This is a genomic window from Micromonospora sp. H33, from assembly GCF_052068455.1.
Taxonomy (GTDB): domain Bacteria; phylum Actinomycetota; class Actinomycetes; order Mycobacteriales; family Micromonosporaceae; genus Micromonospora.
On record NZ_JBQHDE010000001.1, the window covers coordinates 751,525 to 766,080 of the forward strand.

General features: G+C 71.3%; 13 protein-coding genes and 2 pseudogenes. 8 read left to right on the plus strand and 7 right to left on the minus strand.

The window, feature by feature from the left end:
• Positions 1 to 370: 370 nt before the first annotated feature.
• Positions 371 to 736 (minus strand): annotated as a pseudogene (locus ACTMS0_RS03560) (DUF6461 domain-containing protein); the annotation flags it as partial.
• A 419-nt stretch (positions 737 to 1,155) separates the two neighbouring features.
• Between ACTMS0_RS03560 and ACTMS0_RS03565 the strand changes: the two are divergent.
• Both ACTMS0_RS03565 and ACTMS0_RS03570 read left to right on the plus strand, forming a co-directional pair.
• Positions 1,156 to 1,368: a hypothetical protein gene (locus ACTMS0_RS03565; RefSeq protein WP_441153615.1), complete on the plus strand. Its 213-nt coding sequence runs from the start codon at positions 1,156 to 1,158 to the stop codon at positions 1,366 to 1,368.
• Between the two features lie 28 nt (positions 1,369 to 1,396).
• Complete coding sequence (locus ACTMS0_RS03570; protein ID WP_441153616.1) at positions 1,397 to 1,600, plus strand: hypothetical protein; 204 nt, start codon at positions 1,397 to 1,399, stop codon at positions 1,598 to 1,600.
• A gap of 244 nt (positions 1,601 to 1,844) precedes the next feature.
• Here the strand turns inward: ACTMS0_RS03570 and ACTMS0_RS03575 are convergent, their stop codons facing one another.
• A complete protein-coding gene (locus ACTMS0_RS03575) occupies positions 1,845 to 2,246 on the minus strand; it encodes a GntR family transcriptional regulator (protein ID WP_441153617.1) in 402 nt (133 codons plus the stop codon).
• Between the two features lie 328 nt (positions 2,247 to 2,574).
• Here ACTMS0_RS03575 and ACTMS0_RS03580 point away from each other — a divergent pair, with 328 nt between their 5' ends.
• Positions 2,575 to 2,754, plus strand: a complete 180-nt coding sequence (locus ACTMS0_RS03580) for a hypothetical protein (protein WP_441153618.1) — start codon at positions 2,575 to 2,577, stop codon at positions 2,752 to 2,754.
• Positions 2,751 to 3,059, plus strand: coding sequence for a hypothetical protein (locus ACTMS0_RS03585; RefSeq protein ID WP_441153619.1), 309 nt, complete (start codon positions 2,751 to 2,753; stop codon positions 3,057 to 3,059). The genes ACTMS0_RS03580 and ACTMS0_RS03585 overlap by 4 nt, the downstream gene beginning before the upstream one ends.
• Positions 3,060 to 3,308: 249 nt before the next feature.
• Here ACTMS0_RS03585 and ACTMS0_RS03590 read toward each other — a convergent pair.
• Positions 3,309 to 3,491, minus strand: a pseudogene (locus ACTMS0_RS03590) (tyrosine-type recombinase/integrase); the annotation flags it as partial.
• A 399-nt stretch (positions 3,492 to 3,890) separates the two neighbouring features.
• On the opposite strand from ACTMS0_RS03590, the gene ACTMS0_RS03595 reads away from it, so the two are divergent.
• Positions 3,891 to 4,235: a DUF1330 domain-containing protein gene (locus ACTMS0_RS03595; protein ID WP_441153620.1), complete on the plus strand. Its 345-nt coding sequence runs from the start codon at positions 3,891 to 3,893 to the stop codon at positions 4,233 to 4,235.
• Positions 4,236 to 4,541: 306 nt separating this feature from the next.
• On the opposite strand, the gene ACTMS0_RS03600 is transcribed toward ACTMS0_RS03595, so the two are convergent.
• Complete coding sequence (locus ACTMS0_RS03600; RefSeq protein ID WP_441153621.1) at positions 4,542 to 6,344, minus strand: peptidoglycan-binding protein; 1,803 nt, start codon at positions 6,342 to 6,344, stop codon at positions 4,542 to 4,544.
• A 47-nt stretch (positions 6,345 to 6,391) separates the two neighbouring features.
• Entirely contained in the window at positions 6,392 to 7,402 is a 1,011-nt protein-coding gene (locus ACTMS0_RS03605) for an alginate lyase family protein (protein WP_441153622.1), read from the minus strand.
• Between the two features lie 467 nt (positions 7,403 to 7,869).
• Between ACTMS0_RS03605 and ACTMS0_RS03610 the strand changes: the two genes are divergently transcribed.
• The 3 genes from ACTMS0_RS03610 (at position 7,870) to ACTMS0_RS03620 (ending at position 10,867) form a co-directional block, all read left to right on the plus strand.
• The gene (locus ACTMS0_RS03610; RefSeq protein ID WP_441153623.1) at positions 7,870 to 9,717 is read left to right on the plus strand and encodes a protein kinase domain-containing protein; all 1,848 of its coding nucleotides are present in this window, start codon (positions 7,870 to 7,872) and stop codon (positions 9,715 to 9,717) included.
• Positions 9,708 to 10,307 (plus strand): FHA domain-containing protein, encoded by a 600-nt coding sequence (locus tag ACTMS0_RS03615; protein ID WP_441153624.1) that lies wholly within the window; start codon positions 9,708 to 9,710, stop codon positions 10,305 to 10,307. Before ACTMS0_RS03610 ends, ACTMS0_RS03615 begins: the two co-directional genes overlap by 10 nt.
• 98 nt (positions 10,308 to 10,405) lie before the next feature.
• Positions 10,406 to 10,867, plus strand: a complete 462-nt coding sequence (locus ACTMS0_RS03620) for a hypothetical protein (protein ID WP_441153625.1) — start codon at positions 10,406 to 10,408, stop codon at positions 10,865 to 10,867.
• Between the two features lie 37 nt (positions 10,868 to 10,904).
• On the opposite strand, the gene ACTMS0_RS03625 is transcribed toward ACTMS0_RS03620, so the two are convergent.
• On the minus strand, positions 10,905 to 13,298 hold the full coding sequence (locus ACTMS0_RS03625) for a glycoside hydrolase family 65 protein (protein WP_441153626.1): 2,394 nt from the start codon (positions 13,296 to 13,298) through the stop codon (positions 10,905 to 10,907).
• 81 nt (positions 13,299 to 13,379) lie between these two features.
• On the minus strand, positions 13,380 to 14,129 hold the full coding sequence (locus ACTMS0_RS03630; RefSeq protein ID WP_441153627.1) for a prepilin peptidase: 750 nt from the start codon (positions 14,127 to 14,129) through the stop codon (positions 13,380 to 13,382).
• Positions 14,130 to 14,556: the final 427 nt, after the last annotated feature.

A 14,556-nucleotide genomic window follows, 5' to 3' on the forward strand; every position in this document is an offset into this window, starting at 1 on the left:
TCAGGCCGGCTTCTGTGACCTGGGCGGCGGATTCATGCGCACCTCGTGCCAAGGCGGCACGGCCGCGAATTCCTAGACCGCGTATCGGTGCCTCGGTTGCTCGCCAAACATGGACGGACGCGGGTGCCGCCAAGATCGTCTGGCACCCATCCGGTGCATCCGATAGCGACTTGGGGTGGCAAGCGTCGGCAAGTCTCGACAACCCCCGCCCTGGTCGCAGCGCCAAACAGTCCGATTGATGGTGTTCGCTTGCTGCCCTGGGTGTAATGGGCTCAAATCCCCTCAGCTCCACCCCAGGTCAAAGGCCGTTTCCTGTGGTGGGAGACGGCCTTTTTCGATCTTGTACAGCAGCCAGTCGAGCAAGCCGCAGTCAGCATCTGCCAAGTACCGGGGCGGTGCCGCACACGTATGTCGCTGCCTCAAGGATCTCTGGAGTGAGTCGGATCCCGGTGAGGTATTCCGCGAGGGCGAACGGCGCCTCGGTATGGAGTTCGTAGCTCGCGTCATCGTCCTCGCTCAGATCGAAGCCGACTTGCCGCATCACCTCCATCAGGCCGTCGGGGTCACTGCCGTCCCGGCCGGTGGGGAACAGCGGCTCGAAATGCAGTCGAAGGTCTGCGTCATCCAGCCAGAAGAAGTGATCGACCGTGTTGACGTTGCGGAAGTGCGACACGAGCCGGGTGCCCTTCGAGAGCGGAACGATCACCTCGTCGAGGGTGCCGAGGTAGCCGTTGGGTTCGACGGCGAGTGCCTAGTCACCGACCACGGTGGCGCCGACGAACAATCGGTCACCCTGATGTTCCTCCCATGCCTGGTGCGCGGGCTCGAGCAGTTCCTCGGCACCAGTCACGCGGCACTCCTCCCCGAGGGCGAAGCGGGACAAGTGTAGCCGGCAACCGTTGACAGCAACGGCGACAGCAACCGATCTGGAGGAGGACGGCGGTCGACGGACGAGCACGGACGCTGGTCCGAGGTCACGGACGAAGGCGGATCTGGCCGGACAAGGCGCGCAGTTCTTGTAAGCGAGATGTCGTCGGTACCATTCAGGCGGGGCTGCAGCTCCGTCAGGTGGGCCCACAGTAGCCAGCCGCCGAGCGCGTGGCGCGGCGCGTCGAGGTGGCAGCTTTTGTCACCCTCACGAGGGGAGGAGACGGAATGCCCTCGGTTCGGCGCCTCGCTGGCAAGGACTTCAACGGATACCTGAGGATTCGACTCCCGCACCCGCTGGACGAGGTCGTCGATTCGGTGGTGGATACCTACATGACGGGACCACAGGCGATGCGCGAAGGCATGCTCGACGCCGTAGACCGGCATTCGGCCGGTGTGCTAAGCGTCTACGGCCAGCGTATGGCGGCGATGGCCGTGTAGGGGGTCGGTGGATACGCTTCGGCGGGGTTTGATCGCGATGGCTATGGCGGAAGGGGGCCTAGAGGACTACCGGGACAATCTGATCGTCCTCTCCACCGTGAACCACAGCGCCGAACTCCTGGGAACCCGTCTCGACCTGCTTGTCGATGACATCGCGCACCTGATCTCGCCTCGGGCGCTGCAAACCTTCACGGCCTTTGCGCAAGGCGGTCTTCCGCGGACAGGACGCTAACGGCGATGAGACTGGCCGCATCCGGGACCGGCGACGACTTCACTTATGTGCCGGGATAGCGGTCGCATTCGCCGACGGATGTCCAGCGCCGCGAGGGGAGCCGGCCGCATGACCGGGGGACCGAGCAGCCAAGCGAGCAGCCAAACCCGCGACCCTAAACGGACGATCGCGGACGCTAGCACCATGCCGGAAGCGAGGGCCAAGCGGCGGACCAGCACCCGGGGACCGACTCGTAATGCGCAGATCAGCGGCCGACGCGGACGCGGTCGGCGGCGTACAGCTCGCGAGAACCGTCGGCGCGGAAGACCACGAGCACCGGGACGCCTTCGCCGATCTCCAGCTCACGGCGTTCAGCAGGCGTCGGCATCCGGGCCGAGGCAGTGTCGCCTTTGAGAAGGGTCACCGTCTCGGTCGGCTCTGCAGCCCGGACGAAGGTGCCGCGCGGCGGTTCTACGATCACGAGCCCTTCCGACCGTAGTAGCGCTATCGCTTGCCGCACACTGGTGCGGCTCAACCCATACTCCTGAGCCAGCCGCAACTCACTTGGTAGCGACGCTCCGGGCGCGAGGTCGCCAGACGTGATCCGGTCTCGCAGAAGATCTGCGAGCTGCCGGAACACCGCCCGATCCGCGCTGGGGTCGATCACGAATGTGACGCTACGTGTCCAACAGTTCTACATCTTATTGTATCTACAGTCCTACGTCGTTACGGTGAACGAGCAGGTGCGGCGGTCGGATGACCAGCGCAGGCCCGGCCGCCGCGCCGTCGACTCATGCCCCGAGGAGAGATCCGGTGCCGCGCATCTCGTACGAGGAGTACCTGGTAGCCGTCGCCCTCACCCTTGCCCGCCGGCACCGGCCCGTCTGGTCCTGGCGGAAATGGCGGCGGATCTGCCGCTGTGGAACCGATCTGCCCTGTTATGCCCGACACCGCATCCCGATTAACCGTGGCCATTGGCCAGGAGAGGAGGCGTCGTGAAAGACGACGAGAAGCAGGCGATCCTGGCCGTGCACGTCCGAGGGTTCGACGGCATGTGCGCTGGCTGCTGTGCCTGGTGGTCGCGCCGGGCCCCGTACCCGTGTTCGCGGGTGGACTGGGCGACCAGCCGGCAGGCCCAGACGATCACCGCCCGCATTCTCGGCGGTGTGCAGTGACCACCCACGGCCCGGTGATGCCGCTGTGGAGCTGCGGAGGCCGCAACCTGCCGTGGCCCTGCCCCACCCGCAAGCGCGAGCTACGGGCGGAGTACGCGGACGCTCCGGTGTCGCTGGCCCTCTACCTCGGCTCCTACCTTGTCCAAGCCACCGAGGACATGCCCTGGACGCCGGCTGGCGTGCTGCACCGCCGATTCGTCGGCTGGACCAGGGTGGCGGACCGGTCGATGCCGGCAGTACAGCAGCGAAGTACAGCAACCGTGCCAGCCGTATCCGGCCGAGACGCACGTGAACAGGCCGGGTGACCTCGCACCGCACCCGATCCGGCTGGCTCGCCGGCAATCCATAGGTTCAGGGTTCGAGTCCCTGGCGGCCCACCTTTGACCGCCGCTGAGCTGCGACAACACCGACCGAAGATCATCGGGCACAACCAGGGCACAACCTAGCTCTGATCTTGCCCCGCGCCGGTCTCGCTCCGTGCTGTCGGCCTGCCGGAGGAGCTGGCCCACCACGCCGCGCGGCCGGTCTCTTTTCGGCAGCCATTGGACGTAGGTCTCCAGAGTGATCCGCAGGTTGGCGTGCCTCAGCGCCTTCTGCACGTCCTGGGGCTCGAAGCCATTGCTCATGAGCGTGGCGGCGAAGAAGTGGCGCAGGGAGTGGAAGGTGCCGTCCTTCGGCCAGCCGGCCGCCTCCCGCCAGTCGCCCCACAGTTCCGCCCAGTAGCGATCGGTGAGCATCTTCCCTCGATGCGGCACACCCGTGGCGGTTCGAGACGCGGCGAGATGCCGGCGGCTGGCGGGTGTGGGCGGCGGACCTGCCGTCGTGGTGCGGTGCGCACGTCCGGGCAGACAGGTGTGGTTGAGCAGCTGCCGCTACCGGTCCGCTGAGCGGGGCGTAGTTAGTCAGTGCGGCGGCGAGGGGACTCCTGCCGGACCGCCTCAGTGAGATCACGCCAGGTGTCGGCCGAGGTCTTCATCACCGCATCAGTACACGTACCAAGCCAGGACCGGCCGGAAGGTTGTGGTGGTGCTCGAACGAGTCTGAGTCGAGAGGCGGTCGGCACCGAGGCCGCGCCGGTAGGTTGAGGGCAGCGCCCCGGTGTCCAGCCGGGCGGACGGTACCCACAGGGAGGAACCATGCCCGCCTTTGTGCTCGTCCACCTGCGTAACCCGCAGCTCAACGAGGACGTCTTCACTTATATGGAGCGGGTCCAGTCAACCCTGGAGCCGTTCGGCGGGCGGTTCCGGGTGCACGTTCCCGAGGTCGAGGTGGTCGAGGGCGACTGGCCCGGCACGGTGGTCATTCTTGAGTTCCCGGACCGGGGCGCAGCCCGCGGTTGGTACGACTCGCCCGCCTACCAGGAGATCCTGCCGTTGCGTACCCGGAACATCGACGGCGCGCTGATCATCGTCGACGGAGTGGCACCGGACTACGACCCCGCCCGGACGGCCGCGACGCTGCGAGCCGGGACGGCTGGCTGAACCGGACGGGCGGCTGGCAGGTGTGGGCAGCGGACTTGCCGCCATGGTGCGGTGTGCAGGTCCGGGTCGATTCGTGTCGGTGAGCAGCTACCGCTACCTGCTGAGCCTGGCGTAGCTAGTCGATGCGCCGGCGGCCGGACTCCTGCCGGACCGCATCGGTGAGATCACGTCAGGTGCCGGCCGAGGTGTCAGCCGGGGTCCTCATGCACTGCCCCGCTCGTCGTCAGCGGTGACCCACTGGCTCTCGACGGTGCGGAGGAGACCGCAGGTGCGGTCTCCTCCTGAACGCTCACCCCGTCGAGGCACTCAGCTCTTCGGGACGCGGAGCTGATCCCAGGTGGACTTGCCGGGCCAACCGTCCGCGTCGGCACCGCTGTAGCCGAGCTTCTGCTGCCACTTGGCGTAGGACTGGCGGTCGACGTCGGACCACTGGGGACCGGGGCCGACGCGGTACAGGCCACAGCCCTCGGCCACGAGGCGCCGACCCATGTTGGTCACGATGACGCTGTTCGGGTTGGCCTTGAACCAGTCCGCGCCCGGGTACGGCTCGTACTGGTTGGAGTAGCGGGGGACGCGCAGCTGGTCCCAGGAGCTCTTGCCGGGCCAGCCGTCGGCGGCGGCGCCGGTGTAGCCGAGCTTCTGCTGCCAGGCGGCGTAGGACTGGCGGTCGACGTCGGTCCACTGGGGGCCGGGGCCGGAGGTGTACTTGCCGCAGCCTTCGGCGACCAGACGGCGTCCCATCTCGGTGATGATCGGGCTGTTCGGGATCGCCTGGAACCAGGCCGCACCCGGGTACGGCTCGTAGGTGCCGCCGCCGGTCGCGCCGCCCTGTTCGTAGGAGCCGCCGCCCTGGTGGGGCACCCGCAGCTGCGCCCACGTCGTCGGGCCGGGGATGCCGTCGGCGTCGGCGCCGCTGTAGCCGAGCTTGCGCTGCCAGTTCGCGTACGACTTGCGGTCGGCCTCACTCCAGCGCGGTCCCGGGCCGGACAGGTAGGCGCCGCAGCCCTCGGCGACCAGGCGGACGCCCATCGCGGTGATGATGGAGCTGTTGGTGCCGACCGTGAAGAAGGACGCGCCCGGGTACGGCTGGTAGCCGGTGGCGCCGGGCGTCACGCCGTCAGCGGGGACCCTGAGCCGGTCCCAGCTGGTCTGGCCGGGCCAGCCGTCGGCGGCCGCGCCGGTGAAGCCGAGCTTGCGCTGCCACATCGCGTAGGCGTCCCGGTCCACGTCCGACCACTGAAAGCCGGGGCCCACGCGGTAGGGGTTGCAGCCCTCCTGGACCAGCCGGACCCCCATGGCCATGATGATCCGGCTGTTCGGCCGGCCCTTGAACCACTCCGTGCCAGGGAAGGGGACGTAGTCCCCGACAGGGCCGCTGATGCCGCCCTGAGGGTCCAACTCGGAGCTGTGGGCCGGGATAAGGAGCTTTGTGCCGATCCCGAACGCGTAACTCGGCATAACGACCATGGGCAGGCCGTTCAAGGCGGCGAGGGCTGACCAGGGGACGTTGAACTTGGCAGCCACGGATCCCAGCGTGTCGCCGGGCCCGGTGATGTACTCGATGGGACCGCTGTTGGCACCGGGGTCGAGTTCGCCGCTCCTGACCAGGTTGTACATGTGGGTGCCGGGGCATGCGGTGGCGTAGCCGTCCCGGTGGCCCAGGATCTCGTTACCTGCGCCGCCGTAGTAGCGGAGGTAGGCGATGGCGTCCCGGATGCCCTGCTTCATCTCGCCGGTGGCGGCGGTGTTCCAGATGCCCCATCCGGACGTGCCGTACCACTCGTAGCCGGTCCCGACCAGGGCCAGGATCGCGTAGTGGTTGCGGTTCAAGGTCTGGTTGCCGTTCGCGGCGCACTGGCGGTTCTTCCCGCGCCCCTCGTAGACGTAGCCGTGCCGGCAGACCGCCAGGCTGTACGCGATGTCGGCGTATCCGTCGTTCTGGTGCATCAACTGCACCTCGCGGACCTTAGCCGCGCACTCCTGGTGGAGTTGGATCGCATAGAGCGACCCCAGGTAATGGATTTTCACACCGCGGGTGGACGTGATCGGCGGGTCGTCGTTCTCGCCCATCGGGCGGGCGCCCCACATCGCTCGGGTGACGAATTTCATGGCGGAAACTTCTCTCTGTTCGGTGGCCGGCGGATATCGGGGGCGCGCTACAGGGAGTAGGCGAGCCCCCCGAACCCCAGCTGGTCGAAGCCGCCACCTTCGGTACGCGCCTTGTTCGCCAGGACAGCCGTGTAGGGCGCCGACAGGCCCTTGCGGGTGACGTAGTGGTTGTGGATGAGCGCCCACGCGGGGCTGGTCGCCGAGGTCCCCCAGGTGCCGAGCGCCGGGGCCTCCGACGGCTCGGGCTGGAACAGCGCGAGCTCCTCGGCGGCGGCGAGCAGCCGGTTGCCGTGGCTCGCGTACAGGTCGCGGCCCTGGCTCCAGGCCATCTCGCAGATCGCCGCGAGCAGGCTGAGCCCGGTGACCGAGTACCGGTCGGAGTCGCCGCCGTTCCACACGTACGGAATGGAGTTCATGAGCCGGGGCGTGCCGGTGATGAGCGCGGTCGCCTGGTCGACCTTGGTGAGGTCGTCACAGAAGATGCCGATCGCCAGGACCGAGGCGATGTGCGACAGCTCCCAGTTGGCCTTGTACGACGGCGCGCACGAGTCGAGCGGCGCGGTCAGGAACGTGTTGCTCGCCGGGTAGAACACGTTCGTCAGGAGCGTGGCGAGGCGCGCCTTGTCGAAGCCCGTGTGATCGCGGACCAGCTCCGCGGCGTTGGCCAGCAGGAAGCCGTAGACGCCGGACGTCTGCCCGATGAACGGCGTGCCGGAGACCGACGTGAGGGTCTGCGACCAGGCATTGAGGATGTTGCGAGCCGTGTCGGCGTGCGCCGTGACGCCGGCGAGCTTCCAGCGCAACGCGTTCTGGTAGGCGGCGTGCGCGTCGTCCAGCAACTGCACGTAGTTCTCACCGGAGCCACCGGTGTTCAGCGCCGCCACCGGCTTGGCCGTCCAACTGGCCTGGGAGCGGGCGTTCGCCTTCACCGCGGTCCAACCGGACGACCAGGGCGGCGTGGTCGCGGTGCTCTTGGCCTTCAGGTCCGTGAGGCCGGCCGCGGTGTGCAGCAGGCCCGGGTGAGCGAAGACCGCCGCCTTCGCCTCCGTCGCCGTCAAGGAGCCCACGAGGCTCGTGGCGCTCGCCCCGGCGCCGACGAGCGCGACATTCCGGAGGAACGATCTGCGGCTGGATTTACCAGGGACCGGATCAAGTGACATGACATTTCCTTTGGGCAAGGAAGGCCACCGCGTCGACGGAATCGAGGCAGAATGGGGAACTGCCAAAACGCAAGTGGGACTTCGTGCGGGGCCAGCTAGGCGGCCGGGCCAACACATACTGCCGTTCCGGGACAGCGCCGGGCAATAGAGCCGAATGGATGGGGAGGAAAAGCTCCCCCTTCAGTCACCTACCGCCATTCGAGCATCAGCGCTTTGCTGAAATGCGACGGACCCGCCATGGCGGAAAACGCCGCTTCGAGGGTGCCCACGCGGCCCGGCGGACAGAAGGGGGGTCCGCCGGGCCGCGTGCCGTCCTGGTCACAGCTCGTCGGGGCCGCCGTACTCCTGCGGCATAATGTCCGGCGATGGTCCACTCGCAGCAGACGGCGCCCCACCGCCCGGGGGAGGCCGCCGGCGGTCCCGGGCTGGACCTCGGCGTCGCCGGGTGCACCGGCGCGGTGGAGGTCGGCCGGGGCGGCTTCGGCGTCGTCTACCGGGCCTGGCAGCCGGACTTCCACCGCTGGGTGGCGGTCAAGGTGCTGGCGGCGGAGTGGCACGGCCCGTCCCGCGCCCGCTTCGAACGGGAACTGAAGACGCTGGGCCGCCTGTCGGACCATCCGCACATCGTCACGCTGCACCAGGCCGGCCGCACCGCCACCGGCAATCCGTACCTGCTGATGGCGTACGAGGAGGGTGGCTCCCTGGCGGACCGGCTGGCCGCCGGGCGCGCGACGGCCGCGCCGGGCGCGGAGGCCGCGGAGCCGACGTGGGTGGCGGCGGTGGCCGGCGGGATCGCGGTGGCCGGCGCTCTGGAGACCGCGCACCGGGCGGGCGTGCTGCACCGCGACGTGAAGCCCGGGAACATCCTGATCTCCCGGTACGGGGAGCCGAAGCTGGCCGACTTCGGGCTGGCGCGGCCCTCCGTCGAGACGCCCGACGCGGGTCGCGGCCGGGTCACCGCGAGCGTCCCGCACGCCGCGCCGGAGGTCCTGCGGGCCGAGCCGCCCTCGGTGGCCTCGGACGTGTACGCGCTCGCCGCGACGGTGCTGCACTGGATCCGCGGCGCGCCGCCGTTCTCCGCCGGCTCCGAGGCCGAGCTGCTGCGCCGGATCGCCGTCGACCCCGTGCCCGACCTGCGCCCTGACGGCGTGCCCGACGCGGTGTGCGCGACCCTCGAACGGGCCATGGCGAAGGTCCCGGCCCGCCGGCACCCCACAGTCGCGGCCTTCGCGGAGGAGCTGCGGCAGGCCCAGCGGACGGCGGGTCAGCCGGTGACACCCTTCGTGCTCGGCGAGGGGACCGCGGCCGTCCCCGCGGACGAGCCGGCCCGACCCCGCTTCTCGCTGACCGCCCGCCGGACCGCCCTCGGTGCGGACCTCACCGCCACCGTCCGGCGGGCGAAGCCGGGCCGGGTGCCCGCGTCGGCGCGTACGGTCGGGGTGCTCGTCGCCGTGGTGTCGATCCTCGCCATCGCCGGGTCGGCGGCGCCGCCCGCCGCGGACCGGCTGGTGGTGCCGGCGGCGCTGGCCGTGGGTGAGCAGGAGGTGCACGCCAGCTCGGACGAACACGCGGTGACCGTCCGCAACACCGGCGGCCGGGAGGTCCGGCTGACCGGGGTGGCACCGACCGGCCCGCACGGCGGTGACCTGCGGGTGACCGGCGACGGGTGCACCACGCACAGCCTCGCGCCGGGGCAGCGGTGCGAGGTGCGGGTGGTCTTCACGCCGCAGGGTCCGGGCGCGCGGACACCGCTGCTGGCGGTGACCGTGGCCGGGCGCGCGGCACCGCTGACCGTCCGGGTGGTGGGCGCCGGCCGGCTCCGGCCGGCCAGCAGGGACGCCGCACCTCCCGGCCGCTGCTACGACGACGCCGTCCAGGTCGTCCCCTCCGCCTACGGGTACGCGGGCGGGCTCCGCGCGCTCTCCGTCAAGCAGTACTGGTCGCCAACATGCCGGACGGCGATGGCGTACGTGTGGGTGTGGAAGCAGTACCGGGACAACGCCATGCTCGGCGGCGGCACCTGGCTCGTGGACCTGGCGGTCCGCCCGGCCGCCGGGGAGGGCGGCGCGCGGCAGCGGGCGCAGGGGCAGCCGCACGAGCTGTGGACCGTACCGTTCACGGCCGGCGGCGGCTGCACGGTGGCGACGGCCACGGTGACGCACCGGCGCACCGGCGAGTCGATGACGGCGACCACCGAGCCGTGGTGCGGCTGAGCGTGGGCGGATACTTCGAGGTCCACCTGGCCGGGTCGGTGCGCCTGGTGCCGCTGACCGCGGACGCGTTGACCATCGGCCGGGCGTCGGGCAACGAGGTGACCATCGACAGCAAGCTGGTGTCGCGGCTGCACGCCCTGGTCGAGCGCTTCCCCGCCGGCTGGTCCATCCGGGACCTGGGCAGCACGAACGGCACCACGGTCAACGGCTTGCCGCTGCGCCCGGCGCAGACCCTGCGCGACGGGGACCGGGTGGAGATCGGGCCGGCTCGGCTGGTGTTCCACGCACCCGAGGGGCATGGCGGCACGCGTACGGTCGGGGTGGCGCCACCGCCCCCGCCGCCGGTGCTGACGCCCCGCGAGCAGGAGGTGCTGACGGTGCTCTGCCGGCCGTACGTGGTCGGCGGGACGCCGTTCCCCGAGCCGCCCACCGTGCGGGCGATCGCCGCCGAGCTGCACATCACCGAGAGCGCGGTGAAGAAGCACCTCTCCCGGCTGTACGACAAGTTCGGCCTGACCGGCAACGACGACCGTCGCCGGTCGCGGCTGGCCGGGGAGGCCGTCCGCCGGGGCGCGGCCGGCGCCTCCTGACCTCGCCGCTCCGAGCCGTCGCTCCTGTCGTTGATCCGGTTGACCCTGCCCGTCACCTGGCAGGACGGTGGGGCACCGACTGCCGAGGAGGGACGCCGATGACCCGTCACCGCGAGACCGTGGAGGTCGACCCGGTCCTGTTCCGCGCCGTCTACGACTCGCCGGCCTCGCTGCCGGGGCGGCACCGCTGGACGACCGGCGAGTCCGACGTACGCCGGATCGAGAAGCTGCTCGGCATGCCCCCGCGCAGCATCGGCGCGCCGCTGTGGGTGAGCGGTGACGAGCCGGACTGCCCGAAGTGCGGTCGACGGGTCAACTGGTACGACATCGTCAACTCCGCGCTGGCCGGGGTGCACGACCGGATGATGATCGCGACGGTCATCCTGGGCGACCGCAAGTTCGTCAACACCGAGATTCCGGACGCCCTCGCGGGCGTGCGCTGCGCCGACTGCCGTACGCCGATCGAGGGGCTGCGCAGCTTCAAGTGCCACAACTGGGCGTACGCGTTCGAGGCGCTGGAGGAGGTCCGCCAGCGGATGGCCGAGACCGGGCAGCGTTGACCGTGCCGGCACAGCCACGGCACGGGGACCTGGACAACTAGGGCGTGGCGCGGCGGGCCGGGCGGCGGTGGGGTGGGCTGGGCGGTTCGGGGCCGGGGTCGGGGATCGGGGGCATCCGGCGGGTCACCACGCCCCCGCCGGTCAGGCGGACCTGTTCGCCGTGGTGCCACAGCTCGACGGTCGTGTCCGGCCCCGCGTCGGGGAGTTCGTAGCGGGCCGCGTCGGCGGTCAGCGTCACCGAGAGCCGGTGGCCGTGCCAGCGCAGGCAGAAGGCGAGCCGCCGGATCGCCGTGGGCAGCCGCGGGTCGAAGGAGAGCACGCCGCGGTCGTCGCGCAGCCCGCCGAAGCCCTGCACCAGCGCCAGCCACGCACCGGCCAGCGACGCCAAGTGCAGCCCGTCGGCGGTCTTGTCACCGAGGTCCGCGAGGTCCTGCAGAACGGACTCGGCGAACAGGTCGTACGCCAGGTCGAGGTGCCCGACCTCGGCGGCGAGCACGGCCTGCGGGGAGGCCGAGAGCGACGAGTCCCGGACGGTCCGGGCCTCGTAGTACGCGACGTTGCGCGCCTTCTCGTCGGCGGTGAACTCGCCGGGGCAGCGCTGCATGGCCAGCACCAGGTCGGCCTGCTTCACCACCTGCTTGCGGTACAGCTCCAGGTACGGATAGTGCAGCAGCAACGGGTAGTCGTCGTCCGAGGTGTTCGTGAAGTCCCACTCGGGCAGATCGGTGAACCCGGCCGACTGCTGGTGCACGCCCCGCTTGCGGTCGTACGGGACGTGCATCGCGTCCGCGGCGGCCCGCCAGCCGGCGACCTCGGCCGGGTCGACGCCGAGCCGGGCCGCCACCTCCGGGTGCCGCTCGGTCGCGTCGGCGGCGCCGCGCAGGTTGCGCCGGGCCATCAGGTTGGTGAAGACGTTGTCGTCGACCAGTGCGGTGTACTCGTCCGGGCCGGTCACCCCGTGCAGGTGGAAGGCGCCGTCGTCGCCGAAGTGCCCGTAGCCGCGCCAGAGCCGGGCGGTCTCCACCAGCAGCTCCAGCCCGGTCTCGGCGAGGAACGCCGCGTCGCCGGTGGCCGCGACGTACCGCAGGACCGCGTCGGCGATGTCGGCGTTGACGTGCAGGCCGGCGGTGCCCGCGGGCCAGTAGCCGGAGCACTCCCGGCCGCCGATGGTCCGCCACGGGAAGGTGGCGCCGGTCAGCCGCAGCTCCGCCGCACGTTCCCGCGCCTCGGTCAGGTGCGCGTGCCGCCAGCGCAGCGCCGAGCGGGCCACGCCCGGGGCCAGGTACGTGAGCACCGACAGCACGTAGCCCTCGGTGTCCCAGAGCACGTGGCCGTCGTACCCGTTGCCGGTCAGCCCCTTGGCGGGGATCGTCCGGTCGCCGTCCGGGCGGCCGGCCTGGATCAGGTGGAACACCGCGAAGCGGATGGCCTGTTGCAACTCGTCGTCGCAGTCCAACTCGACGTCGGCGGTCTCCCAGGCGGCGTCGAGGGCCGCGCGCTGGGCGGCGAGCAGCGCGTCGAAGCCCTCCGCGCGGGCGGCACCGACCTCCGCGACGACCAGGTCCGCGAGGGGTGCCGGGTCCGTGTCGTCGACCGGCTCGCACTCGTACGCGGCGTACTTCGTCACTCGCAGCCGTTCGCCGGGGCGCAGCGTCCCGGTGAGGGCGAGGCGCAGCCGGTCGGGGCTCTCGTCGAGCCCGGACGCGAACCCGTCCGGCGCGTCGACCTCGTGCGCCACGGCCACGGCGACCCGCTCCGCGCTGCGCTCGGTGCGGTGCACGAGGACGCCGTCGCGGCCGTCGACGCGGCGGTACTCGGCGGTCAGCGGGTCGGGGATCACCGCGGCGGCCCGGGGATCGGCGGAGCGTTCCGGCACCCGTTCGTTGGCGACCAGGTCGGAGCAGACCCGGATCTCGACCGGCACGTCCAGCGGTTCGACGGTCCAGCGGACGGCGGCGATCGCCCGGCGGGGCAGCGACACCAGCCGGACACTGTGGACCCGTACGCCGTGCCCGGCCGGGGACTCCCACTCGGTGTGCCGCTCGACCACGCCGGCCCGCAGGTCGAGGACGCGGTCGTGGACCCGGATCGTGCCGGTGCGCAGGTCCAGCCGCTCCCCGCCGACCCAGAGGCCGATCAGGGTGGCGTTCGGTGCGCTGATCACCGTGTCGCTGAGCTGCGGGAACTCGTACCCCTCCTCGGGGTAGCGGAGTTGCCGCCGCTCGTGGAACCCGTTGAGGTAGGTGCCCGGCATCCCGTACGGCTCGCCCTCGTCGAGGGTGCCGCGCCAGCCGATCCACCCGTTCGACAACGCGAAGACCGACTCGGTCTCGGCGAGCCGGTCGGCGTCCTCCGCGGTGCGCCGGACCCGCCAGCGCTCGTCGCCCTCCGTCCCGGGCACCGTCGGCGGCCGGTCGGCGATGTACGGCACGACACCTCCCGTGGCTGCGCGGATCAGGAACCGTCACAGTTTCCACCGCCGGCCCCCCACCAAACGCACCACCGCACCGCGTCACGGCATCAGGATCAGGGTGACGGTCGTTCCCAGCACCAGGAACGGGCCGAAGGGCAGGTGGCCGGACCAGCGGATCCGTCCGGTCGCCAGCAGCACCAGGGCCGCCGCGCCGGACAGCGCGAACGCGAGCAGCAGCCCCAGCACCGGGACGGCCCACCCGTGCCAGCCGAGCAGCAGGCCCGCCCCCACCGCCAGCTTGGCGTCGCCGAGGCCGGGGCCGCGCCGGCCGAGCAGGAGGGTGGTGGCGGCGAGCAGGAGCCCCAGCCCGAGGCCGGCGGCGGTGGCGCGCAGCCACGGCGCGTACCCGGCACCGAGGGCCCCGGCCAGCCCGAGCAGAAGCCACGTGCCGAGCGCCGCGGGCCCGGTCAGCCGGTCGGGCAGCCGGTGCACCGCCGCGTCCACGAAGACGAGCGGCACCGCCCAGCCGAGCCACCACGCCACCGCGGCCAGCTCGGCGACCGGCGACCCGACCAGCAGGAGCACCACGACGGCCGCGACCGTGGCGGCTTCCACGGCGCCGGGCGGCGGCCCCACCCGCGCCGCGCACCGCCCGCACCGCGCGCGCGGTCCGAGCGCCGGCCACGGGCGGTCCAGGTTGATCGGGGCGCCGCAGGCGTCGCAACCGCGCCGTGGCGCGGACCCGGGGGGTACGGCGTGCCGCAACACCGCCAGCCGGAGCACTGGAATGAGCGTGAGGACGGCGAGCAGCGAGGCGGGACCGACGCGGCGGGGGGCGGTCACGGTCATGCCGAACCTGCCGGCACGACCACGCTGGGTAGCCATAGGCTCGCCTTGCTGTAACGGCCGCTCCGGATCCGGGGCTTACCTCCACATCGGACCGGACGCCCGGCCGAACGGTCACCCGGTCCCGGCGTCGACGGCCGGCAGACGGTGGCCGGCCCGCCCGACCCGGGGGGCAAACCGGGCGCGAGCCGTCGTTCACCCCCACTCCTCCCGGCGACGCGGCCCGCACGCCCCTCCATCCGGCGACCGCGGCACCGCCCGCGCACGAGACGGACACCCGCCCGCCGGCCACCGGCCGGCAACCTGACCGCCACCACCGGCCGCCACCACCCTTCATCACGCAGAGTATTCGCTTGAATTGCCTCTGTTGCATCGGCGGACGTCAGCCTATGCTCGCCCCTTGGGTGCGATGCAACCCTCGATCATTCAA

What these genes read in the sequence shown, in the direction of transcription:
- ACTMS0_RS03595 (WP_441153620.1), top strand. Translation starts at nt 3,891, where the DNA reads ATGCCCGCCTTTGTGCTCGTCCACCTGCGTAACCCGCAGCTCAACGAG.
- ACTMS0_RS03630 (WP_441153627.1), bottom strand. Translation starts at nt 14,129, where the DNA reads ATGACCGTGACCGCCCCCCGCCGCGTCGGTCCCGCCTCGCTGCTCGCC.
- ACTMS0_RS03565 (WP_441153615.1), top strand. Translation starts at nt 1,156, where the DNA reads ATGCCCTCGGTTCGGCGCCTCGCTGGCAAGGACTTCAACGGATACCTG.
- ACTMS0_RS03620 (WP_441153625.1), top strand. Translation starts at nt 10,406, where the DNA reads ATGACCCGTCACCGCGAGACCGTGGAGGTCGACCCGGTCCTGTTCCGC.
- ACTMS0_RS03610 (WP_441153623.1), top strand. Translation starts at nt 7,870, where the DNA reads ATGGTCCACTCGCAGCAGACGGCGCCCCACCGCCCGGGGGAGGCCGCC.
- ACTMS0_RS03600 (WP_441153621.1), bottom strand. Translation starts at nt 6,344, where the DNA reads ATGAAATTCGTCACCCGAGCGATGTGGGGCGCCCGCCCGATGGGCGAG.